This window comes from Aurantimonas sp. HBX-1 (assembly GCF_021391535.1).
In the GTDB taxonomy this organism is placed as follows: domain Bacteria; phylum Pseudomonadota; class Alphaproteobacteria; order Rhizobiales; family Rhizobiaceae; genus Aurantimonas.
The window spans coordinates 2,597,896-2,617,952 of record NZ_CP090066.1 but is presented as its reverse complement, the minus strand read 5'-3'; the positions used below and the strand labels follow the sequence as shown (position 1 = coordinate 2,617,952).

The 20,057-nt window shown below is 70.5% G+C and carries 23 protein-coding genes; 11 read left to right on the top strand and 12 right to left on the bottom strand.

The features are described from left to right. Positions 1–30: 30 nt before the first annotated feature. On the bottom strand, positions 31–675 hold the full coding sequence (locus LXB15_RS12380; RefSeq protein ID WP_233948745.1) for a YfbR-like 5'-deoxynucleotidase: 645 nt from the start codon (positions 673–675) through the stop codon (positions 31–33). After that, positions 672–1,529: a folate-binding protein YgfZ gene (locus LXB15_RS12375; protein ID WP_233948744.1), complete on the bottom strand. Its 858-nt coding sequence runs from the start codon at positions 1,527–1,529 to the stop codon at positions 672–674. The genes LXB15_RS12380 and LXB15_RS12375 overlap by 4 nt, the downstream gene beginning before the upstream one ends. A gap of 74 nt (positions 1,530–1,603) precedes the next feature. Between LXB15_RS12375 and LXB15_RS12370 the strand changes: the two genes are divergently transcribed. Then, complete coding sequence (locus LXB15_RS12370; RefSeq protein ID WP_233948743.1) at positions 1,604–2,941, top strand: dihydroorotase; 1,338 nt, start codon at positions 1,604–1,606, stop codon at positions 2,939–2,941. Between the two features lie 22 nt (positions 2,942–2,963). After that, positions 2,964–3,497, top strand: coding sequence for an ankyrin repeat domain-containing protein (locus LXB15_RS12365; RefSeq protein WP_233948742.1), 534 nt, complete (start codon positions 2,964–2,966; stop codon positions 3,495–3,497). A 5-nt stretch (positions 3,498–3,502) separates the two neighbouring features. Here the strand turns inward: LXB15_RS12365 and LXB15_RS12360 are convergent, their stop codons facing one another. The 4 genes from LXB15_RS12360 to LXB15_RS12345 all read right to left on the bottom strand — a co-directional run bounded on the left by LXB15_RS12360 (position 3,503) and on the right by LXB15_RS12345 (position 5,774). Next, positions 3,503–4,357 carry a hypothetical protein gene (locus LXB15_RS12360; RefSeq protein WP_233948741.1) on the bottom strand — a complete coding sequence of 285 codons (855 nt, stop codon included), beginning with the start codon at positions 4,355–4,357 and terminating at the stop codon, positions 3,503–3,505. Between the two features lie 66 nt (positions 4,358–4,423). Next, a complete protein-coding gene (locus LXB15_RS12355; protein ID WP_370640097.1) occupies positions 4,424–4,684 on the bottom strand; it encodes a hypothetical protein in 261 nt (86 codons plus the stop codon). A 104-nt stretch (positions 4,685–4,788) separates the two neighbouring features. Then, positions 4,789–5,247, bottom strand: coding sequence for a TIGR02301 family protein (locus LXB15_RS12350; RefSeq protein WP_233948740.1), 459 nt, complete (start codon positions 5,245–5,247; stop codon positions 4,789–4,791). A 98-nt stretch (positions 5,248–5,345) separates the two neighbouring features. Continuing rightward, the gene (locus LXB15_RS12345) at positions 5,346–5,774 is read right to left on the bottom strand and encodes an NUDIX domain-containing protein (RefSeq protein ID WP_233948739.1); all 429 of its coding nucleotides are present in this window, start codon (positions 5,772–5,774) and stop codon (positions 5,346–5,348) included. A 52-nt stretch (positions 5,775–5,826) separates the two neighbouring features. On the opposite strand from LXB15_RS12345, the gene LXB15_RS12340 reads away from it, so the two are divergent. Then, positions 5,827–6,585: an SOS response-associated peptidase gene (locus tag LXB15_RS12340; RefSeq protein WP_370640228.1), complete on the top strand. Its 759-nt coding sequence runs from the start codon at positions 5,827–5,829 to the stop codon at positions 6,583–6,585. A 16-nt stretch (positions 6,586–6,601) separates the two neighbouring features. On the opposite strand, the gene LXB15_RS12335 is transcribed toward LXB15_RS12340, so the two are convergent. Then, positions 6,602–6,784, bottom strand: coding sequence for a hypothetical protein (locus LXB15_RS12335; protein WP_233948737.1), 183 nt, complete (start codon positions 6,782–6,784; stop codon positions 6,602–6,604). 405 nt (positions 6,785–7,189) lie between these two features. Here LXB15_RS12335 and cysS point away from each other — a divergent pair, with 405 nt between their 5' ends. Further along, positions 7,190–8,707, top strand: coding sequence for a cysteine--tRNA ligase (cysS, locus tag LXB15_RS12330; protein ID WP_233948736.1), 1,518 nt, complete (start codon positions 7,190–7,192; stop codon positions 8,705–8,707). A gap of 55 nt (positions 8,708–8,762) precedes the next feature. Here the strand turns inward: cysS and LXB15_RS12325 are convergent, their stop codons facing one another. From LXB15_RS12325 to LXB15_RS12315, 3 genes are all read right to left on the bottom strand, one after another. Further along, positions 8,763–9,593 (bottom strand): PhzF family phenazine biosynthesis protein, encoded by an 831-nt coding sequence (locus LXB15_RS12325; RefSeq protein WP_233948735.1) that lies wholly within the window; start codon positions 9,591–9,593, stop codon positions 8,763–8,765. Between the two features lie 128 nt (positions 9,594–9,721). Beyond that, positions 9,722–10,174, bottom strand: a complete 453-nt coding sequence (locus LXB15_RS12320) for a GNAT family N-acetyltransferase (RefSeq protein ID WP_233948734.1) — start codon at positions 10,172–10,174, stop codon at positions 9,722–9,724. Beyond that, positions 10,171–11,010, bottom strand: coding sequence for a MoxR family ATPase (locus LXB15_RS12315; RefSeq protein WP_233948733.1), 840 nt, complete (start codon positions 11,008–11,010; stop codon positions 10,171–10,173). Before LXB15_RS12315 ends, LXB15_RS12320 begins: the two co-directional genes overlap by 4 nt. A gap of 201 nt (positions 11,011–11,211) precedes the next feature. Here LXB15_RS12315 and LXB15_RS12310 point away from each other — a divergent pair, with 201 nt between their 5' ends. The 5 genes from LXB15_RS12310 to LXB15_RS12290 all read left to right on the top strand — a co-directional run bounded on the left by LXB15_RS12310 (position 11,212) and on the right by LXB15_RS12290 (position 16,248). Further along, positions 11,212–12,396 (top strand): MFS transporter, encoded by a 1,185-nt coding sequence (locus LXB15_RS12310; protein ID WP_233953152.1) that lies wholly within the window; start codon positions 11,212–11,214, stop codon positions 12,394–12,396. Positions 12,397–12,410: 14 nt separating this feature from the next. Beyond that, positions 12,411–12,608 carry a hypothetical protein gene (locus LXB15_RS12305; RefSeq protein WP_233948732.1) on the top strand — a complete coding sequence of 66 codons (198 nt, stop codon included), beginning with the start codon at positions 12,411–12,413 and terminating at the stop codon, positions 12,606–12,608. A 131-nt stretch (positions 12,609–12,739) separates the two neighbouring features. Then, positions 12,740–13,339, top strand: a complete 600-nt coding sequence (locus LXB15_RS12300; RefSeq protein ID WP_233948731.1) for an SCO family protein — start codon at positions 12,740–12,742, stop codon at positions 13,337–13,339. 144 nt (positions 13,340–13,483) lie between these two features. Continuing rightward, the gene (locus LXB15_RS12295) at positions 13,484–15,376 is read left to right on the top strand and encodes a sodium:proton antiporter (RefSeq protein ID WP_233948730.1); all 1,893 of its coding nucleotides are present in this window, start codon (positions 13,484–13,486) and stop codon (positions 15,374–15,376) included. Further along, positions 15,376–16,248, top strand: coding sequence for a 50S ribosomal protein L11 methyltransferase (locus LXB15_RS12290; RefSeq protein ID WP_233948729.1), 873 nt, complete (start codon positions 15,376–15,378; stop codon positions 16,246–16,248). Before LXB15_RS12295 ends, LXB15_RS12290 begins: the two co-directional genes overlap by 1 nt. Positions 16,249–16,328: 80 nt before the next feature. Here the strand turns inward: LXB15_RS12290 and LXB15_RS12285 are convergent, their stop codons facing one another. Beyond that, the gene (locus LXB15_RS12285) at positions 16,329–16,538 is read right to left on the bottom strand and encodes a hypothetical protein (RefSeq protein ID WP_233948728.1); all 210 of its coding nucleotides are present in this window, start codon (positions 16,536–16,538) and stop codon (positions 16,329–16,331) included. A gap of 230 nt (positions 16,539–16,768) precedes the next feature. Between LXB15_RS12285 and LXB15_RS12280 the strand changes: the two genes are divergently transcribed. Next, complete coding sequence (locus LXB15_RS12280; RefSeq protein WP_233948727.1) at positions 16,769–18,601, top strand: aminopeptidase P family protein; 1,833 nt, start codon at positions 16,769–16,771, stop codon at positions 18,599–18,601. 52 nt (positions 18,602–18,653) lie between these two features. On the opposite strand, the gene LXB15_RS12275 is transcribed toward LXB15_RS12280, so the two are convergent. Then, complete coding sequence (locus LXB15_RS12275; protein WP_233948726.1) at positions 18,654–19,160, bottom strand: BA14K family protein; 507 nt, start codon at positions 19,158–19,160, stop codon at positions 18,654–18,656. Positions 19,161–19,364: 204 nt separating this feature from the next. On the opposite strand from LXB15_RS12275, the gene LXB15_RS12270 reads away from it, so the two are divergent. Next, on the top strand, positions 19,365–20,012 hold the full coding sequence (locus tag LXB15_RS12270) for a DsbA family protein (RefSeq protein ID WP_233948725.1): 648 nt from the start codon (positions 19,365–19,367) through the stop codon (positions 20,010–20,012). Positions 20,013–20,057: the final 45 nt, after the last annotated feature.

The following is a 20,057-nucleotide window of genomic DNA, read 5'->3' as shown; positions in this document are numbered from 1 at the left end:
GCTGACACTATGGGTCGCGACGGGCCGATGTCATCCCCGCCCGGCGGCGCGTGCGACATCGTGTGCGCCCGCCTGGCACGCGGCGTCGAGGGCGGCAAAGCGGGCGAGGAAGGCCTGTTCGGTGGCGGCGATCGGCACCGGCGTGAAGGCGTCGGGCTCGACCAGCTCGGCGGCCGGCCGGCCGAAGAAGGTCGCGGCCTCCCGTTCGGCGAAGCCCGCCAGCAGCACCGCCTCGTGATAGGCCGAGATCCGGTCGGCCGCCTTGATCGCCTTCTCGACGGCGGCGGGCAGCGAGGACGGCAGGCCGAAGCGCAGGTTCACCGCCGCCTGCAGGCGCTGCTCCACCAGCTTGTAGTCGCCGCCCATGACGCTCTTGAAGGGCGAGATCATGTCGCCGATGACGTATTCCGGCGCGTCGTGGAGGAGGGCGGCGAGGCACCAGCGCGGCTCCGCGCCGCCCGAAGCCACCAGCGTCTCGACGATCAGCGAATGCTGCGCGACCGAGAAGGCGTGGTCGCCGCGCGTCTGGCCATTCCAGCGGGCGACCCGGGCGAGGCCGTGGGCGATGTCCTCGATCTCGACGTCGAGCGGCGAGGGGTCGAGCAGGTCGAGCCGGCGCCCCGACAGCATGCGCTGCCAGACCCGCGCCGGCTTGCTCCCCGCCGTGCGGCTCATTCGGCGTCTCCGGCGTCGGTGGCCGCGCCGGCCGCCGCCGGCTCGGGCAGCGCGAAGCCGGCCCAGGGCGGGACGGTCGCGGTGACAGTGACGCCGTCCGCCGTCAGTTCCGCGTCCGCCACCAGCGCGTCGGCGAGCTTGTCGATGCGGATCAGCGCGAAGCCGTCGCAGCCTGCCGCCGAGAGCACCGTGCCGATCGTCCGGCCGCCGGCTTCGATGTTCACGCCGGGAGTCAGATGCCCGTCGGCCTCGACCAGCATCAGCCGGCGCCGCGCGGTGCCGCGGTGCTGCATGCGCGAGACGACTTCCTGGCCGACGAAGCAGCCCTTTTTGAACGAGACGCCGCCATTCTGGTCGAGCAGCACGTCGTGCGGGAAGACCTCCGAGGCCGAGTAGTCGGTCTCCGCCTCGGCGACGCCGGCGCGGATCCGCAGCCGCTCGAAATCGGCCGGCTCGCAGTGCTCGACGCCTTCCGGCGCGGCGCCGTAGACGCGCCAGACCGGGTCCGGGAAGCGCTGGTCGCGCAGCGCGCCGGGGGCATCCTCGTCCCACAGGGCATGGACCGGCTCGTCGCTGGGCTCGATCGCCACCTTGGTGCGCAGCCGGTAGAGCGCGAGGCGCTTGGCGAAGGCCTCGGCCGCGGGTTTCGCGATGTCCAGCCGGAAGCCGCCCGGCACCCGGCCGATCAGGAAATCGAACAGGATCTTGCCCTGCGGGGTGAGCAGCGCGGAGGGGCGCATCTCGCCTTCGGCCAGGCTGTCGAGGTCGGCGGTGACCAGCGTCTGCAGGAAATGTTCGGCGGGCTCGCCGGTGACGAGGAGGGTGGCGCGATCCGCGAGGCGGGCGACGGGCATGGGGCAGCTCGCTTGTGTGACCAGGCGCATTTACGTAAGCCGGGCGCGCCGGCGGAACAAGCGGAGAGACCGAGATGGCGAGAACCTACGACACGCTGCTGAGCGGCGGGACGGTGGTGAACCAGGATGGCGCGGGCGTCCGCGACATCGGCATCAGCGGCGGGCGCATCGTCGCGATCGGGTTGTTGGACCGGACGGCAGCAGGGGCGGTCGTCGACTGTACGGGCCTTCATATCCTGCCGGGCGTGATCGACAGCCAGGTGCATTTCCGCGAGCCGGGGGCCGAGCACAAGGAGGACCTGGAGACCGGGTCGCGTGCCGCGGTGCTGGGCGGCGTCACCTGCGTCTTCGAGATGCCGAACACCGATCCGCTGACCACCAGCGAGGCGGCGCTCGCCGACAAGGTGCGGCGCGGCAGCAAGCGCATGCACTGCGACTTCGCCTTCTGGGTCGGCGGCACGCGCGACAACGTCGGCGACATCCGCGAGCTGGAGCGGCTGCCGGGCGCCGCCGGCATCAAGGTGTTCATGGGCTCGTCCACCGGATCGCTGCTGGTCGAGGACGATGGCGGCGTGCGCGAGATCCTGTCGCAGACCCGCCGCCGCGCCGCCTTCCACTCGGAGGACGAGTTCCGCCTGCGCGAGCGCGCCGGGCTCAAGGTCGCGGGCGACGCGGCCTCGCACCCGGTGTGGCGCGACGAGATCGCCGCGCTCCGCTGCACCGAGCGGCTGGTCGCCATCGCCGAGGAGACCGGCGCGCGCATCCACGTGCTGCACATTTCGACCGCGGAAGAGATCGACTTCCTCGCCGCCCACAAACGCAACGCCACCTGCGAGGCGACGCCGCATCACCTGACGCTGACCGCCGACGACTATGCGAGCCTCGGCACCAAGCTGCAGATGAACCCGCCGGTGCGCGAGTCCCGCCATCGCGACGGCGTCTGGCGCGGCATCGCGGCGGGCGTCGTCGACGTGCTCGGCTCCGACCACGCCCCGCACACGCTGGAGGAGAAGGCCAGGCCCTATCCGCAGTCGCCGTCGGGGATGACCGGCGTGCAGACGCTGGTGCCGATCATGCTCGACCATGTCGCCAATGGCCGGCTGAGCCTCGCCCGCTTCGTCGATCTCACCTCGGCCGGCCCGCAGCGCATCTTCGGCCTCGCCGGCAAGGGCCGCATCGCGCTCGGCTACGACGCCGACCTCACCGTCGTCGACCTGAAGCGGGACGTCACGATCACCAACAACTGGATCGGTTCGCGCGCGCAGTGGACGCCCTATGACGGAAGGCGGGTCACCGGCTGGCCGGTCGGCACCTTCGTGCGCGGCAACCGCGTCATGTGGGAGGGCGAGATCGTCGAGGGCTCACAGGGCCAGCCGGCGGAGTTCGTCGAGACGCTGGCGCCGCTGCGTTGAGCCTTCTGCCGGAGAGCATACGATGACCGACGAAGCCATGGATCCCGCCGCCGTCGAGGAAGCCACGCAGGCCCTGGCGGCGCGGGTGTTCGACGCCGCCCGCAATGGCGACACCGACGCGATCGCGGCGTTTCTCGACCAGGGCCTGCCGGTGAATTTCCGCAACGCCAAGGGCGACAGCCTGCTGATGCTGGCGAGCTATCACGGCCATGCGGCGCTGACCGGACTGCTGCTGACCCGCGGCGCCGACCCCGAGCTCGTCAACGATCGCGGCCAGACGCCGCTCGCCGGCGCCGCCTTCAAGGGCGAACTCGCGATCGCAAGGCTGCTGCTCGATCACGGCGCCAGGGTCGACGGGGCGGGGCCGGACGGGCGCACGCCGCTGATGATGGCGGCGATGTTCAACCGCACCGAACTCATCGACTGCCTGCTGGAGCGCGGGGCCGACATCGTTGCCCGCACCCCGGAGGGCGCCACGGCGCGGGATGCGGCGGCGGTGATGGGCGCGGCGGAGGCGGTTGCGCTGCTCGACGCACGGTTGGCGGCGCCGCGCTAGGACGGTCAGTCGCCGGCGACGAAGAACGCCAGGCGGCCGTCGGGCGTGATGCCGATCCGGTAGAAATTGTAGCCGCCGAAATCCAGCATGCCCTGGTAGTCGCCGGCGGTCACCAGCTCGAACAGCTCGACCTTCTGCGGCGGCGTCAGGTCCTCGAGATGCACCTGGGTGAAATACGGCCAGACATAGATCTCGTTCGGCGAGCCGGCCTCGGTGCGGGCGTGGCCGGCCTCGAGCAGCTCCAGCATGATCGCCAGCGTCTCGATGCCCTCGCCGTCGCCGGAGCTGGCCTTGAGGAACGCGATCGGGTCGTCGATGGCGGGGCCGAAGGACAGCACCGTGCCGTCCTCGCCCTTCTCGATATACGGCCGCAGGCGCTCGATCTCGCCGCTGCGGGCGATCTCCATCAGCCGGGCGCGCAGGTCGCGGACGGGGCGAGGCAGGGAATCGTCGCCATAGGCGATCTCGGCGGCCAGCGGCTCGGCACTCCCGGCGCCGGCCTCGTCGCCGCCCCGCAAGGGCGTCGGCGTGACGCGAGACGCGTCTTCGCCCGCGGGGGAAGGCTCCGCCGGCGCCTCGTCGGTCTCCGAGGCGGGGACCGCGTCGTCCAGCTCATCCGCCGGCGTCAGCGGCACCTCGCCGGCGTCGGTGCCCTCGGGGGCGGGGGTCGACGGCTCGGGCAGGGACGGAGCCGCGGGCTGGGCGCCGGGCAGCGGCGGCAACGGCACCGCGATGATCCCCTCGCGGGAATCCGACCGGCCTTCGCCGGGGTCGATTCGCGAGAAGGCGCCAGCCGGATGTGCACCGACGACGATGGTCGCGGCGAGGGCGGCAGTCAGGAAGAGGCTCGTATGGCGCAAGGCGTCAGCACCTCCGCATGGCGGCGGCCGGCATGGCCAGCGTGGGACAGGAACGGGGCGGGGCGACTACTGGACGGTACGGTCGGCCCGGAACTCGCCGAACTCGATTCGCTGGCGCAGCGATTCGACCATGGTCAGGACGTCGTCTTCCCCGTGCAGGCGGATCAGTTCGGTGAGCGCGGTGGTGATCGCCGTCTCGGCGAGGATCTCCGCCTCGATACCGTCGGAGATCCCGTCGGCCCAGGCTTCGTTATGGTATTCGAAGGCGACCTGCTTCTTTTCGGCCTGGATCAGCTCTTCCAGCTCGGCCCCGTGCAAATCGATCATCTGAACCCCTCAATTGCAGCCTTTCGGCTTCACGTCCCGTTAAGGTCCCTAGCACGATCCGGGTGCGAAAATCGTCGCACTCTTCCGAAATCGTTAACCCCACGTTAATTCCCGTACCTGACGCCGATCTCGCGTGCCAGCGCGGCGCCCTCGCTCTGGTAGCGGCTGACGGCCAGCTGCGCCGCCGGCGTGCAGTGCCGGTAGGTCGATTCGAACGACCGGAAGCCGCTGTTGAAGCTCGCCACCAGTCGCCGCCGGTCGGCCTCGTTGGGGGCCTGGGCGGTTATCAGCTCCTGCATCTTGTCCCGCCAGAGGTCCGCCTCGGCGTCCCCGCACAGCCGGCGCAGGAAGTGCATCGAGCCGAGGATCGCCGCGAGGCGGCCCATCGGCCGCATGTAGGGCGCATCGCTCGGCATCACCGCCGCCGTCTCCTCGCTGGCTGGCGCCTCGGCGCCCGCGGCCGGCGTCTCGGCCGGCGCCGCGGTCTGCGCCGTCGCCGTAGCGACCGGACCCAAGGCCACAGCCGCCAGGACGATCACCGGGATGAGGGGCCGAACACGCATGCCAAAGCTTTCCGTCGTCGTTAACATTTATGCAAGCGCCGGGCCGGGCGCGGCAGCGATATGGGGCACGCTGCGCCCTTCCCGCAACAGCCGGGGAATCAGTGGACGAGCGTGGCGTTGACGGCCTTGCGGGCCATGTCGGCGAGCCCCGGCGTGGTCCGTCCGAGCCGCTCGGCGTCCTCGATCTCGTCGAGCGTCAGAAGGTGCAGGCTCGCCGCGTCGTCGGCCGCCTGGGGCACGGCCGCGGCGGGTAGCGAACCGGCGAAGACCGCGATCACCGCGTGGAACTGCCCTCCGATCGCCTCGTGCAGCGTGACGAACCGCAATGCGTCGGCGACGAGCCCGGTCTCCTCGGCCAATTCGCGCCGTGCCGCCTCCTCCAGCCGCTCGCCGAAATCGACGCCGCCGCCCGGCAGGCTGAGCCGGCCCGCATAGGGGTCGCGGCCGCGCTCGACGAGAAGGACGCGGCCTTCGCCGGACAGGCACAGCGACACGCCGAGCAGCGGGCGGGCGGAACGATCGGGCATGCTGTACCTTCCGAGATTGACTTCAGGCGCCGGCTGCGGCTCAAACATCGCCATGTGCGGACGCTTCACCCTGACGGCGCCACCCGACGCGGTCGCCGAACTGCTGGCCCTGATCGACCTCGACCCGTTCCCGCCGCGCTACAACATCGCCCCGACCCAGCCGATCCTGATCGCGATCGGCGGCGAGGCGGAGCGGCCCGGCGCCAACCGGCCGAACCGCCGGGCGCTGCTGGCGAGATGGGGGCTGATCCCCGGGTGGGTCAAGGACGTGAAGAGTTTTCCGCTGCTGATCAATGCGCGGGCGGAGACGGCGGCGGAGAAGAACGCCTTCCGCGGCGCCATGCGCTACCGCCGCTGCCTGGTGCCGGCCTCCGGCTTCTACGAGTGGCGCCGGCAGGGCAAGGCGAAGTCCGAGCCGCATTTCCTCAAACCTGCCGATGGGCGTCCCTTCGCCTTTGCCGGCCTGATGGAGACCTTTCAGGGGCCTGACGGCGGCCAGATCGACACCGCGGCGATCCTGACGACGGCGGCTTCGGGTCCGATCGCGGCGATTCATGACCGGACACCGATCGTGGTGGCCGAAGCCGATTACGCTCGGTGGCTGGACTGCCGGGACCATGACCCGCAGGCGGTGGCGGATATCCTGTCGCCGCCCGACGACGATTTCTTCGAGATCGTGCGGGTGTCGGACCGGGTGAACAAGGTCGCCAACACCGGCCCGGACGTGCAGGCACCGATCGAGGAAAACGCCGAGGCCACGCCCGTCGCGGCAACCCCGCCGAACGGCGAGGCGCAGGGCAGCCTGTTCTAAGGACGCTGGCGGCGGATCATTCCGCCGGGATCAGGGCCGGAAAGGTCTCGTCGCGCGGCCGCTTCGGCGCCTTGGCCTTCAGCCAGGACTGGCTGGCGGCGGCGATGGCCGGAATGCCGATGGCGCGATAGTTCTTGGCAAGATCGACCTCCTGCTCGCGTTCGCGCTTCGATTTGAACTCAACACTCTTGGTGATCATGGCCATGGGTCCGTGGGCTGCTGGGAGGGCGATCCGGCACTGCGATTGCGCCAGATTATGGGCAGAAGCGATTCTGGAACTGACGCCGCTAAGCCGTTGTGACGCTATGCGGTTCGCCGTTGCATTCCTGTCACAACCGGCGGAGTCGCCAGGGGCACGAATTTTTGCCGAGGCGCCGTCGGGCGGAGGTTTCGTGCCAAGCGCCGCGGCCGGCACGCCGCGCGCCGCCGGAATCACGCTTGCGCGAGCCCGGCCGCGGATTTGTCAGGCGGCGCGTTTGCGGCTAGCCAGAGCCCGCCGACCCAAGGCGGCGCCCTGCGGCGGGCGCCGGCGACGCGGCGATCGAACGAGGGAAGGCGCGTCCGGCAGATGCGCCAATCCCCGCGAAGGAATCGAGGCAGACCGATGGATGACGGGTTTCGCGGCCTGACGCTCTGGAACACGCTGACGCGGCGCAAGGAGGAGTTCCGCCCGCTCGCCTGGCAGGTGCCGGGCGTTCCCGAAGCCGAGCGGCGGGTGCGCATGTATGTCTGCGGGCCAACCGTCTACGACTTCGCCCATATCGGCAACGCCCGCCCGGTCATCGTCTTCGACGTGCTGTTCCGGCTGCTGCGCCATCTCTACGGCGCCGAGGCCGTCACCTATGTGCGCAACATCACCGACGTCGACGACAAGATCAACGCGCGGGCGGGGCGCGACTATCCGGGCCTGCCGCTGAATGAGGCGATCGCCCGGGTGACGTCGCTGACCGCCGAGCAGTTCCACAAGGACGTCGCGGCGCTCGGCTGCCTGCCGCCGACGCATGAGCCGCGCGCCACCGACTACGTCGCCGGCCGCACCGACGGGCAGGACATGGTGGCGATGATCGCCACGCTGATCGACAAGGGCCACGCCTACCAGGCCGGCGGCGAGGTGCTGTTCGACGTCACCTCGATGCCGGACTACGGCCGGCTCTCCAACCGCAAGCTCGACGAGCAGCGCGCCGGCGCGCGCGTCGCCGTCGACAGCCACAAGCGCAATCCCGGCGATTTCGTCCTGTGGAAGCTCTCGGCCGAGAACGAGCCGGGCTGGGACTCGCCCTGGGGCCGCGGCCGGCCGGGCTGGCACATCGAATGCTCGGTGATGAGCGGCGCGCTGCTCGGCGAGGTCTTCGACATCCATGGCGGCGGGCTCGACCTGATCTTCCCGCACCACGAGAACGAGATCGCCCAGTCGCGCTGCGCCCACGGCACCGACACGATGGCGCAGATCTGGATGCACAACGGCTATCTGCAGGTCGAGGGCCGCAAGATGGCCAAGTCCGACGGCAACTTCGTCACCATCGACGATCTGCTGCACACGGAGAATTTCGGCGGGCGGAAATGGCCGGGCGAGGTGCTGCGCCTGGCGATGCTGATGACGCATTACCGCGAGCCGATCGACTTTTCGGTGAAGCGGCTGGAGGAGGCGGAGGCGATCCTGACCCGCTGGCGGCGCATCGCCGCCGTCGAGAACGCCGCCGCGACGGCGGCCGATCCGGCGTTCCTGCGGGCGCTGACGGACGACCTCGATTTCGGCGGCGCCCTGCAGGTCGTCCACGCGCTGTTCAACCAGGGACGATGGGCGGAGGCAGGCGCGGCGGCGGAGCAGAATGCCGAAGTATCAGGGTCTGGCTCGGGTGACCCCACCGACGACCAGAGGCGGATCGGCGCATCCGCCGCGCTCGCCTGCCTGACCCTCGTCGGCATCGATCTTATCGTGTCCAACGCCGTGTCGGACGACGTGCGGGCGATCATCGCCGAACGCCTCGAGCTCCTGCGCGCCAGAAACTTCGCCGAGGCGGACCGCATCCGCGACGAGCTGCTTGCGCAGGGGATTCAGCTGAAGGATGGCAAGGACCCGGAGACCGGCGAGCGCATCACCACCTGGGAAGTCAAGCGCTAGGCGTTCTCCCGGCATCGTCCCCGGGCCTGACCCGGGGCCACACGGCGCTTCGCCGTCACGCCGGGACGGCGATCTCGCCGGTGAGATACAGCGCCGCCTCGCCGGCGACGACCACCGTGTCGCCGTCCAGCTCGCAGCGCAGCGTGCCGCCGCGGCGCGAGACCTGGCGGGCGAGGAAGCCGGTCTTGCCGAGCCGCTCGGCCCAGTAGGGAGCCAGCGCGCAATGCGCCGAGCCGGTGACCGGGTCCTCGTCGATGCCGGCCTTCGGCGCGAACATGCGCGAGACGAAGTCGACGCCGGAGCCGGGCTCGCCCGGCGCGGTGGCGATGACGTTGCGCGGCGGCAGGCCGGCGAGGGCGCGGATGTCCGGCGCCAGCGCGGTAATCTCGGCGGCGCTGGCGAACACCGCCAGCCATGACGTGTCGTTCGGCACCGCGAAGATCACCGCCTCGGTCGGCCGGGCGCCGAGCGCGGCGGCCAGCGCGTCGATGCCGGCGGCGTCGACCGTGCCGACGGCGTGGCGGCGCGGCAGCCGCATGACGTACCAGCCGTCAGCGTCCCGCGTCACCGTCAGCTCGCCCGACTGGCGCGTCGCGAAGGTCAGCGTTCCGGCGGTTTCGCCGAGGCACTGGGTGAGGACGAAGGCGGAGGCCAGCGTCGCGTGGCCGCAGAGCGGCACTTCGACGGTCGGGGTGAACCAGCGCAGCTCCCAACGCGCCGCGCCGGCGGGCACCAGGAAGGCCGTCTCGGCGAGATTGTTCTCGGCCGCGATCGCCAGCATCGTGGCGTCGGGAAGCCACGCACCGAGCGGCACCACGGCAGCGGGGTTGCCGGCAAACAGCCGGTCGGTGAAGGCGTCGACCTGGTAGAGCGGAAGCGTCGGCATGGGCGATCTCGCAGTCTCGGACAGGCATGGCTTGTGACCACGCGCGGCCGGCGCGACCAGCGAATTCTCGTGATGGCCGCGATCATGGCCGCTGATGGGCGCGGGCGGCAGAAGCCGCGCGGCCCGGATCAGCGCTGGCGCTGGTACTTGATGAACGGCGTCTTCTCGCCGATCCGGTCGTAGAGCTGGCGCGCCGTATGATTGAAGTCCTGCGTCATCCAGTAGACGCTGGGGCAGCCCGCTTCATCGGCCGCGGCATAGACCGCCTCGATCAGCGCCCGGCCGACGCCGGTGCCGCGCACGTCCGGGTCGGCGTAGAGGTCCTGCAGGTAGCAGACGTTCTCGATCCGCCAGCCGTGGCGGTGGAAGAGGTAGTGGGCAAGCCCCACCGCCCGGCCGTCGACCTCGGCGATCAGGCCGCGAAATTCGTTCGGCTCGTCCGACAGCATCCGCGCGAAGCTGGTGGCGTAGACTTCCTCGGGGACGCTCGCCTCGTAGAAGTCGAGATAGGCCGTCCACAGCCGGCGCCATTCGGCTTCGTCGGTGGCGGCTAGGGGGCGGATCACCACGCCGGCACTCATCCCCGACCCCTTGCCAGGAACGCCAGGCGCTCGAAGAGATGCACGTCCTGCTCGTTTTTCAGCAGCGCCCCGGCGAGCTTCGGCAGGGCCTTGGTCGGGCTCTCGCGCAGATCCTTGGCGTCGATGTCCTCGGCGACCAGCAGCCGGATCCAGTCCAGCGCCTCGGAGGTCGACGGCTTCTTCTTGACGCCCGGCTGCTCGCGGATCTCGTAGAACTGGGTGAGGGCGGCGCGGACGAGGTCCTGCTTGATGCCGGGATGGTGGACGTCGACGATGCGCGCCAGCGTCTCGGGATCGGGAAACTGGATGTAGTGGAAGAAGCAGCGGCGCAGGAACGCGTCCGGCAGCTCCTTCTCGTTGTTCGAGGTGATCACGACGATCGGCCGGTGCTTCGCGCGGATCGTCTCGTCGGTCTCGTAGACGTCGAACTCCATGCGGTCGAGCTCCTGCAGGAGGTCGTTGGGGAACTCGATGTCGGCCTTGTCGATCTCGTCGATCAACAGGACCACGCGCTCCTCCGAGGCGAAGGCCTCCCAGAGCTTGCCGGGGCGGATGTAGTTGCGGATGTCGTTGACCCGCGCGTCGCCCAGCTGGCTGTCGCGCAGCCGCGACACCGCGTCGTATTCGTAGAGGCCCTGCGCCGCCTTGGTGGTCGACTTCACCGTCCACTGGATCAGCCGCAGCCCCAGCGCCGCGGCGATCTGGAAGGCAAGCTCGGTCTTGCCGGTGCCGGGCTCGCCCTTGACGAGGAGCGGGCGCTCCAGCGTGATCGCGGCGTTGACCGCCACCATCAAATCCTTGCCGGCGACGTAGCTCTCGGTTCCGGTGAAGCGCATGCGTGTGGTTCCTTCGGGCATCGCGGCAACCATAGGTGTCGCGCCGGGCGATGCAAGCCGGTCGGTGGACGCGCTGTTTGCACTGCAGCACTTGGTCGGCGGCGGGCTTGACGCTATCTGGCGAGGCGTTGCGCGGGCCGGCCGCGCTGTTGGGATCCCGAAATGCGCCAGACCCGCCCTGCCGATGCCGCCGTTGCGACGATGGCTGCCGAGGATGCCGCCGGCCGGCGCGGCCTCGGCACGGTGCTGACCATCCTGTTCGCCGCCGCCTCCGGCGCGCTTGCGGCCAATCTCTATTATGCCCAGCCGCTGGTCGCGCTGATCGGCGCCGATACCGGTCTTCCGATCAGCGCCGAGAGTTCCCTCGTGACGCTGGCGCAGATCGGCTACGCGGTCGGGCTGGTGCTGCTGGTGCCGCTCGGCGACGTGCTCGAGAACCGCCGGCTGATCCTCGCCACCATGGCGGCCAATGTCGTGGCGCTGGCGGGCCTCGCCTTCGCGCCGAACCTGGCGCTGCTGTTCACCGCGATGCTGGCCGTCGGCGTCACCTCGACCGCGGCGCAGATGATCGTGCCGCTCGCCGCCAACCTGGCGCCGGCCGAAGAGCGCGGCGCCGTCGTCGGCAACGTGATGAGCGGGCTCCTGCTCGGCATCCTGCTCGCCCGGCCACTGTCGAGCTTCCTCGCTGAATTCGTCGGCTGGCGCGGCGTCTTCGGCCTGTCGGCCGGCGTGATCGCGGCGCTCGGCCTCGCCGCGCTGCTGCTCCTGCCCGAGCGCCGGCCGGAGGGGACGCGCGGTTACGGCGCGCTGATCGCCTCGCTCGGCCGGCTCTTCGTCAGCCAGCCGGTGCTGCGGCGCCGGGCGCTCTATCACGCCGCGATGTTCGCGGCCTTCTCGCTGTTCTGGACGGCGACGCCGATCCTGCTGCTGCGCGAGCCCTACGGCTTCAGCCCGGGCGGGGTGGCGCTGTTCGCCCTCGCCGGGGTGCTCGGCGTGTTCGCCGCACCGGTCGCCGGCCGGCTCGCCGATCGCGGGCATACCCGCGTCGGCACCGCGGTTGCCATCGGCATCGCGGTGCTGGCCTTCGTGCTGGCGCTGTTCGGCGAGACCTCGCTCGCCGCCCTGGTCGCCGCCGGCATCCTGATCGACCTCGGCGTGCAGGCCAACCTGGTTCTCGGCCAGCGGGAGATCTACCAGCTCGACGACACGATCCGCAGCCGGCTCAACGCCGTCTACATGACGACGTTCTTCCTCGGCGGGGCGCTCGGCTCGGCGCTGACCAGCCCGGTGCTGGAGACCTTCGGCTGGCAGGGCGTCTGCCTGATCGGCATCGCCATGCCGGCGGCGGCGCTGGTGTATTTCCTTCTCGTCGACCGCCCGAGCTGACGGGCGCCGCCGGCATGCTGGCAACCGCCGCCCGCAGCCGCTATATTCGGCGCATGACACCGTCCGCCCGCCCCAGGACCATGACGCTCGCGCTCGGCGGCCTCGCCGCGGGGCTTGCGCTTCTTTCGGCGGTCGCGACGCTCGGCTGGGCGCGCCATGGCGAGCAGATCTTCGTCGGGCTGCTGCAGGCCGGCTGGATGACCTGCTTCTGAGGCCGCGCGCGCATTCGTGAGCGGCGCGCGGCGATCGGCCATCGCGTTTCCGCCGCGGGCTGTGATATCGCCCACCCGCAGCCATCGACAGACAGGGAGCGGGTGCCGCAGCGGCGGGGTCCGGCGACAGCATGAACACGACCACCATGATCCGCACCGGCCTCTGGGCGATGGCGGCGCTGATCGCCGGCGTCATGGCCGCGGTCTTCTTCATCGCCTCGACCGGCTCGGGGTCTCCGACAGCCGGCGAGGGTCCCTACGGCTCGTCCTTCCAGCTCGTCGACCAGAACGGCGCGCCGGTCACCGAGGCGGACCTCCGCGGCACGCCGGCCGCGGTGTTCTTCGGCTTCACCCACTGTCCGGATGTCTGCCCCACGACGCTCTACGAGCTCTCCGGCTACCAGAAGCAGATCGCCGCCGAAGGCGGTGAGCTGAAGGTGGTGTTCGTCACCGTCGATCCGGAGCGCGACACGCCGCCGGTCATGAAGGACTACGTCGCGGCGGTCTCGCCGGACATCACCGCGCTCACCGGCTCTCCCGAGAATGTCGCGGCGATGCTGAAGGGCTGGGGGGTCTATTCGCGCAAGGTGGGCGAGGGGGCGGACTACACGATGGACCACACCGCGACGACCTTCCTGCTCGATGCCGACGGCGCGCTGGCCGGCACGCTCGCCTATGGCGAAGACCCGGAAACGGCGAAGGCCAAGCTGGAACGGCTCACCGGCGTCTGAGCCCTGGGCGCCGGATCCCGGCGGGCCCCTTCCCACGCGGACCGGCCGAGCTAGTTTCGACGCGTCATCTGAATTCGAGCTGGATGGAATGCGGGGTGCCGGGTCGGCACCGCCGCCTTGCTTCGGCTCCCGGAACCACTTTTCATGCACGATCTAGCCCTACAGCTCGCGATCATCGGCGTTGCCGGAATCACCGCGCAATGGATCGCCTGGCGCCTGCAGATTCCGGCCATCGTGCTGCTGCTGGCGGTCGGGCTGGTATTCGGACCGCTGACCGGCTTCATGAATCCGCGCGCCGACTTCGGCGAGCTCTACACCCCGCTGGTCTCGACGGCGGTGGCGATCATCCTGTTCGAGGGCGGGCTGACGCTGAACTTCCGCGAGATTCGCGAGACGTCGACGGCGGTACGCCGCATCGTCACGCTGGCGGGGCCGACGATCTGGCTGCTGACCGCGCTGGCGGCGCATTTCATCGGCGAGCTGAGCTGGCCGACGGCGATCATCCTCGGCGGCCTGCTGGTGATCACCGGACCGACGGTGATCATGCCGCTGCTGCGGCACGCCAAGCTGAAGAACCGGCCGGCCTCGATCCTGCGCTGGGAGGCGATCGTCAACGACCCGATCGGCGCGCTGTTCGCGGTGATCGCCTTCGAGGTCTATCTGGTCCTCCACACCGGCCACCAGGCCGAGAACCTGGTCTTCACCGTCCTGTTCGCCCTGGTGATCGCGATCCCGGGGGGCATCGCTGCCGGCCGCTTCCTCGCCTGGATGTTCGCGCGCGGCGAGGCGCCGGAATATCTCAAGGCGCCGATCCTGCTCGCCGCCGTGGTGGGCATGAACTCGCTGACCAACCTGGTGCTGGAGGAGGGCGGCCTGCTGACGGTGACGGTGATGGGCATCACCATGGCGAATGCCCGGATCGCCAGCCTCTCCGAACTGCGCCGGTTCAAGGAGACGATCACCATCCTGCTCGTCTCCGGCCTGTTCATCATCCTCACCGCGTCGCTGCAGCCGGAGATCATCGCCAGCCTCGAATGGCGCGTGCTCGGATTCCTGGCCGCGGTGCTGTTCGTGATCCGCCCGCTGGCGGTCTTCGTGGCGACGATCGGCGCCGGACTTTCCTGGCGCGAGCGGGTGCTGGTGGGCTGGATCGCGCCGCGCGGCATCGTGGCGACGGCGGTGGCCGGCCTGTTCGGCTCGACCCTCGCCGATCTCGGCGTCGTCGATGGCGACCGGATGATCGCCTATGTCTTCGCCGTCGTCGCGGTGACCATCCTGCTGCACGGCTTCACGCTCGGGCCGTTGTCGCGCCTCCTGGACCTGCGCTCGGCGGACCGGCCGGGCGTGCTGATCGTCGGCGCGTCGCGCTTCACCATCGCGCTGGCCCGCCGCCTGAAGGCGCAGGACGTGCCGGTGCTGATCGCCGACGCCAACTGGTCGCGCATCTCGCAGGCGCGGCTCGCCGAGATCGAGGCCTGGTACGGCGAAGTGCTGTCGGAAGCGGCGCACCACAACCTCAATCTCTCGCGCTTCGACTACCTGCTCGCGGCGACCGACAACGACGCCTACAACGCGCTGGTCTGCACCGACTTCGGGCCGGAGATGGGCCGCTCCGACGTGTTCCAGATCGGCAAGCTCGCCGAGTCCGACCGACGGGCGATGAACTTCACCATCGGCGGCCAGCCGCTGTTCAAGCCGGCCAAGGATTTCGCCGAGCTGCGCGACCTCATGGTGGATGGCTGGAACTTCCAGGCGACGCGGCTGACCGACGAGTTCGGATATGAGCGCTTCGTCGAGACCCGCGCCGAGGGCACCCATGTGATGCTGTGGATCCGGGCATCGGGCGTATTGGTGTTTGCCGCCGGCGAGGGCTCGGGCACGCCCGGCGAGGGCGACACGATCATCTCCTTCGGCCCGCGGCGCGCCGATCGCGAGCAGGAAAAGATCGTCAAGGCGACGACGACGGATCGCCAGACGCGGGCCGACAAGGCCCGCCAGACCGAAGAGGCGGTGAAACCCGGGGAGGTCGCCGGCTGATGGCGCAGGTCCGCTACCATCTTGTCGCCGGCAAGGCCGAGGCCGAGCGGCTCTACTCTGCGCTGGACGCCGCCTTCGAGGACGAGGGCGCGCCGGTGGCGATGTCCGAGGTCGACGAGGCCGCCGAGCGCTTCGAGGTCTCGGCCTATCTCGAGGTCGCCGACGGCGAGGACAGGGCATCGGAGGTCGCCGCCGCCCTCGGCCGCGATTCCGCCGAGGGAATCGGCCGGGAGGAACTGCCGGACCGCGACTGGATGGCCGACGTGCTCGCCGCGCTGAAGCCCGTCCGGGCCGGCCGCTTCATCGTCCACGGCGCGCACGACCGCGACAAGGTGGCGGCCAACGACCTTTCCATCGAGATCGAGGCCGGCATGGCCTTCGGCACCGGCCACCACGGCACCACCGCCGGCTGCCTGTCCGCCATCGGCCGGATCGTCGCCCGCCGCCGGCCCCGCAACGCGCTCGACCTCGGCACCGGCAGCGCCGTGCTGGCGATCGGCATCGCCAAGCTGGCGCGCATTCCGGTGCTGGCGACCGACATCGATCCCGTCGCCGTCCGGGTGGCGGCGGCGAACGTCGCCGGCAACCATGTCGCCCCCTTCGTGACGACGGCGGTGGCCACCGGCTTCCGGGCCCGCGCCATCGCCGACCGGGCACCCTACGACCTGATCGTGGCGAACATCCTGGCCGGGCCGCTGATGCGCCTCGCGCCGGAATTCGCCCGGCACCTGGCGCGGGGCGGCGACGTCATCCTGTCGGGGATCCTGGTCAGCCAGCGCGACCGGGTGCTGGCCAGCTTCCGGATCCAGGGGCTCTACCATCGCCAGACGCTGGTGCGCGGCGAATGGGTGACGCTGCACCTGACGCGCTGAGCACCAACGCAAAACGCCGGCGGGAGCCGCCGGCGTTTCAGATAGTCATCGAAGGCTTTTACGGACGAAAGCCCGACGCCTTAGCGGCGCTCGGGCGCCTGGCCGTCGAACAGCGATTCGTGGGCGCTGGCGCCGAAATCGTCGAAGCCGTGGATCGAGTGGTGCTGGGCGATGTAGCGGCGCGCCTGGCGCTCGCGCGCCTCGATGACGCGGTCGAGCATGTTGCGCATGAAGCCCTTGGAATTGCCGGACTGGCGAAGCGACAACTGGGTGAAACTGGTGGTGGCCATGGGTGGTCTCCTTGGGGATACGAGTGCCTCCCGTCGAGACTGAATATGCGGTCTGGCGAGACGCTCCGGTAGAGTCGTTCCTGCATAGGTCCGTCCCGCCTGCTGCAATGCAGCATGGCGGGATGTTAGGACGCCATTAACCTTTTACGCGATGGCGTCCGCGCCTATGGTGCGCTGCCGCTGCGGGGTCCCGCCGCGGCATCCAGCGGCAGCCGAGAAAGCGAGACGGAATGTTCCAGGACTTCGATGCGACGAGCGATGGCAGCGGATCGGCGGAGCGGCTGCGCCGGCTGCGGGCGGGTCTTGCCGAGGCCGAGCTGGACGGCTTCATCGTACCGCGGGCCGACGAGCACCAGGGCGAATACATCCCCGATGCCGCCGCCCGGCTCCAGTGGCTGACCGGCTTCTCGGGCTCGGCCGGCACGGCGCTCGTCCTCGCCGACCGGGCGATGATTGTCACCGACGGGCGCTACACGCTGCAGGTCCGCGCCCAGGTCGACACGTCGCTGTTCGAGCCGGTGTCCTCGGTCGAAACGCCGCTCTCCGAGTACCTGCCGGTGGCGGCTGCCGGCAAGCGTATCGGCTACGATCCCTGGCTGCACACCCAGGGCGAGATCCGCACCCTGGCGAAGGCGATGGAGAAGGCCGGTGGGACGCTCGTGCCGATGCGCGCCAATCCGATCGACCGGATCTGGAACGACCGCCCGGCGCCGCCGAAGGGCGCGGCGATGGTGCATCCGGAGCGTTTCGCCGGCCGGGCCGCGGCGGACAAGCTGGCGTCGATGGCGGAGAAGCTCGCCGAAGCCAAGGCCGACGCGACGCTGCTCACCGACCCGGCGTCGATCGCCTGGAGTTTCAACATTCGCGGCTCCGACGTGCCGCACACGCCGCTGATGCTCGCCTTCGCGATCCTGCGGCGCGACGGGCGGCCGACGCTGTTCGTCGACGCGGCCAAGCTCGACGCCGCCGTGCGCGACCATCTCGCGCCGCTCGCCGACATCGCCGCCCCGGAGCAGTTCGAGGCGGCGGTGCGGCGCGAGGCGGCGGGGCGGAGCATCGGCATCGACCCGCAGCTCGCCGCGGCGCGGCTGGCGAGCCTCGTCGAGGAAGCCGGCGGCACGGTGGTCGAGATGGCCGATCCCGCCCGGCTGCCACGCGCCGTCAAGAACGACGGCGAGATCGAGGGCGCACGGGCGGCGCAGCGCCGCGACGGCGCGGCGGTGACGCGCTTCCTCGCCTGGCTTGACCGTCAGGCGCCGGGCAGCGTCACCGAGATCGGCGCTGCGGAGAAGCTCGAGGCGCTGCGGGCCGAACAGGGCGAGCGCGACGGCCAGCCGCTTCGCGACATCTCCTTCGACACCATCGCCGGGGCCGGGCCGAACGGCGCCATCGTCCACTACCGCGTCAACCGCGACAGCGATCGCCTACTGGAGGCGGGCAATCTGTTCCTGCTGGATTCCGGCGCGCAGTACCAGGACGGCACCACCGACATCACCCGCACCATGCCGATCGGCGAGCCGACCGACGAGATGCGGGAGAAGTTCACGCTGGTGCTCAAGGGGATGATCGCGATCTCGACGGCGCGCTTTCCGAATGGTACGCGCGGCGTCGATCTCGATCCGTTGGCGCGCATCGCGCTGTGGAAGGCCGGCTGCGACTATGCGCACGGCACCGGCCACGGCGTCGGCTCGTTCCTCGCCGTCCACGAGGGGCCGCAGTCGATCTCCAAGCGCGGCATGGCGGTGCTGGAGGCCGGGATGATCCTCTCCAACGAGCCCGGCTACTATCGCGAGGGCGCGTACGGCATCCGCATCGAGAACCTGGTGCTGGTCGAGAAGGCGGCGCCGATCGAGGGCGGCGATCTGCCGATGCACGGCTTCGAGACGCTGACGCTGGCACCGATCGACCGGCGGCTGATCGCGCCGGAGCGGATGAGCCCGGAGGAGATCGCCTGGCTCGACGCCTATCACGCCCGTGTTGCGGCGGCGCTGGCGCCGCTCTTGTCCGGCGACGACGCGGCCTGGCTCGAGGCGGCGACGCGGCCGCTGGCGGCAACGTCCTGACGCAAAAAAGGCCGGGTCGCCCCGGCCTTTTTCGGATGGTCGCGCTGCCAGCTCAGCGGCAGAGCTGGCGCGGCCCGTGATAGGGCTGGAACGTGCCCGAGCCGGGATCGAACGACCGGTAGCGCGCCGAGCAGTAGCGGTACCACTCGCGGGTCCACGGGCGCGGCGAGCCGTAGACCGGTGCGGCGCGGTAGTAGCGCGGCGCCGGCTCGTAGTAGCGCGGCTGGCTGGCGATGGCCGCGCCGATGCCGAGCCCGACGATGCCGCCGATGATCGCCGCCGCGCCCGCGTCGCCGTGATGGCGATGGCCGCGCCAGTACCGCCGGCCGCCATAGTAGCGCCGATCGCCATAGTAGCCGCGGCCGCCGCGATAGTAGCCGCGGTGACCGCGGTAGTGACGGCCGCCGCGATAGTACTGCCGCTTGCTCCAGCCCGGATCGGCCTTGGCCGAACTCACGCCGACCAGCGGCGACAGCGGCAGCGACGTCGTGACCGGCGCGAAGGACAAAGCGAGCGCCAGCGCCAGGGACTTGAATGCCAGAGATTTCGGAAACAGCATGCCGGCCTCCTGCAGGAAGGATTTGTGTGTCCAAATAACGCGCGGGCAGATGAATGGCTCCTGAACGGCTGGATTCTCACGAAACCGTGGGCCGCGCCAGATTTCCGGCGGGCTTGCCGGTCCGGCGGTGCGCGACAGTTGAGGCGTGCCCGCCCCGTCCTCCCGGCCGATCGCGGGCCGTCCACTCCTTAGGAAGCGCCGATCATGCAGCCGCCGACCCCGCACCTCGTCTATTTCGCCGACCCGATGTGCTCGTGGTGCTGGGGCTTCGCGCCGGTGCTGGACGCGATCGCCGCGGACCACCCGGACCTGCCGATCCGCCTGGTGCTCGGCGGCCTGCGGCCGTTCACCCGGACCGCGATGGACGCGGCGGCAAGGCAGAGCACGCGCCGCCACTGGGAACATGTCGCCGCGGCGTCCGGGCAGCCGTTCGACTTCGGCTTCTTCGACCGCACCGGCTTCGTCTACGACACCGAGCCGGCGGCGCGGGCCGTGGTCGCGGCGCGGCGGCTGCAGCCGGGCCGCACCTTCGCGCTTATGCGGGCGATCGCCCATGGCTTCTACGCCGAGAACCGCGACGTCACGGAGGCCGCGACGCTCGCCGACCTCGCCGAGGCGACCGGCTTCGACCGGGACGCGTTTCTCGCCGCCTTCGAGGACGAGGCGACGAAGGCCGAGACGCTGCAGGATTTCGCAATCGCGCAGCAGTCCGGCGTCACCGGCTTCCCGACGCTGCTCGCCGGCCCGCAGCACGACGGCAGCTTCCTGCCGGTCACCGTCGGCTACCAGGACCCGCAGGCGGTCCTCGCGCGCATCGGCATGTGGCTGGAGCACCAGCTGGCGGATGGGTGAGGGCGGGCGCGGCGCGAGCGTGGGTATGCCGGTAGGCGCAAGCGT

Coding starts and splice junctions, on each gene's coding strand:
- LXB15_RS12380 (WP_233948745.1), bottom strand. CDS start 675: ATGAGCCGCACGGCGGGGAGCAAGCCGGCGCGGGTCTGGCAGCGCATG.
- LXB15_RS12375 (WP_233948744.1), bottom strand. CDS start 1,529: ATGCCCGTCGCCCGCCTCGCGGATCGCGCCACCCTCCTCGTCACCGGC.
- LXB15_RS12370 (WP_233948743.1), top strand. CDS start 1,604: ATGGCGAGAACCTACGACACGCTGCTGAGCGGCGGGACGGTGGTGAAC.
- LXB15_RS12365 (WP_233948742.1), top strand. CDS start 2,964: ATGACCGACGAAGCCATGGATCCCGCCGCCGTCGAGGAAGCCACGCAG.
- LXB15_RS12355 (WP_370640097.1), bottom strand. CDS start 4,684: ATGATCGATTTGCACGGGGCCGAGCTGGAAGAGCTGATCCAGGCCGAA.
- LXB15_RS12350 (WP_233948740.1), bottom strand. CDS start 5,247: ATGCGTGTTCGGCCCCTCATCCCGGTGATCGTCCTGGCGGCTGTGGCC.
- LXB15_RS12345 (WP_233948739.1), bottom strand. CDS start 5,774: ATGCCCGATCGTTCCGCCCGCCCGCTGCTCGGCGTGTCGCTGTGCCTG.
- LXB15_RS12340 (WP_370640228.1), top strand. CDS start 5,827: ATGTGCGGACGCTTCACCCTGACGGCGCCACCCGACGCGGTCGCCGAA.
- LXB15_RS12335 (WP_233948737.1), bottom strand. CDS start 6,784: ATGATCACCAAGAGTGTTGAGTTCAAATCGAAGCGCGAACGCGAGCAG.
- cysS (WP_233948736.1), top strand. CDS start 7,190: ATGGATGACGGGTTTCGCGGCCTGACGCTCTGGAACACGCTGACGCGG.
- LXB15_RS12325 (WP_233948735.1), bottom strand. CDS start 9,593: ATGCCGACGCTTCCGCTCTACCAGGTCGACGCCTTCACCGACCGGCTG.
- LXB15_RS12320 (WP_233948734.1), bottom strand. CDS start 10,174: ATGAGTGCCGGCGTGGTGATCCGCCCCCTAGCCGCCACCGACGAAGCC.
- LXB15_RS12315 (WP_233948733.1), bottom strand. CDS start 11,010: ATGCGCTTCACCGGAACCGAGAGCTACGTCGCCGGCAAGGATTTGATG.
- LXB15_RS12310 (WP_233953152.1), top strand. CDS start 11,212: ATGGCTGCCGAGGATGCCGCCGGCCGGCGCGGCCTCGGCACGGTGCTG.
- LXB15_RS12305 (WP_233948732.1), top strand. CDS start 12,411: ATGCTGGCAACCGCCGCCCGCAGCCGCTATATTCGGCGCATGACACCG.
- LXB15_RS12300 (WP_233948731.1), top strand. CDS start 12,740: ATGAACACGACCACCATGATCCGCACCGGCCTCTGGGCGATGGCGGCG.
- LXB15_RS12295 (WP_233948730.1), top strand. CDS start 13,484: ATGCACGATCTAGCCCTACAGCTCGCGATCATCGGCGTTGCCGGAATC.
- LXB15_RS12290 (WP_233948729.1), top strand. CDS start 15,376: ATGGCGCAGGTCCGCTACCATCTTGTCGCCGGCAAGGCCGAGGCCGAG.
- LXB15_RS12285 (WP_233948728.1), bottom strand. CDS start 16,538: ATGGCCACCACCAGTTTCACCCAGTTGTCGCTTCGCCAGTCCGGCAAT.
- LXB15_RS12280 (WP_233948727.1), top strand. CDS start 16,769: ATGTTCCAGGACTTCGATGCGACGAGCGATGGCAGCGGATCGGCGGAG.
- LXB15_RS12275 (WP_233948726.1), bottom strand. CDS start 19,160: ATGCTGTTTCCGAAATCTCTGGCATTCAAGTCCCTGGCGCTGGCGCTC.
- LXB15_RS12270 (WP_233948725.1), top strand. CDS start 19,365: ATGCAGCCGCCGACCCCGCACCTCGTCTATTTCGCCGACCCGATGTGC.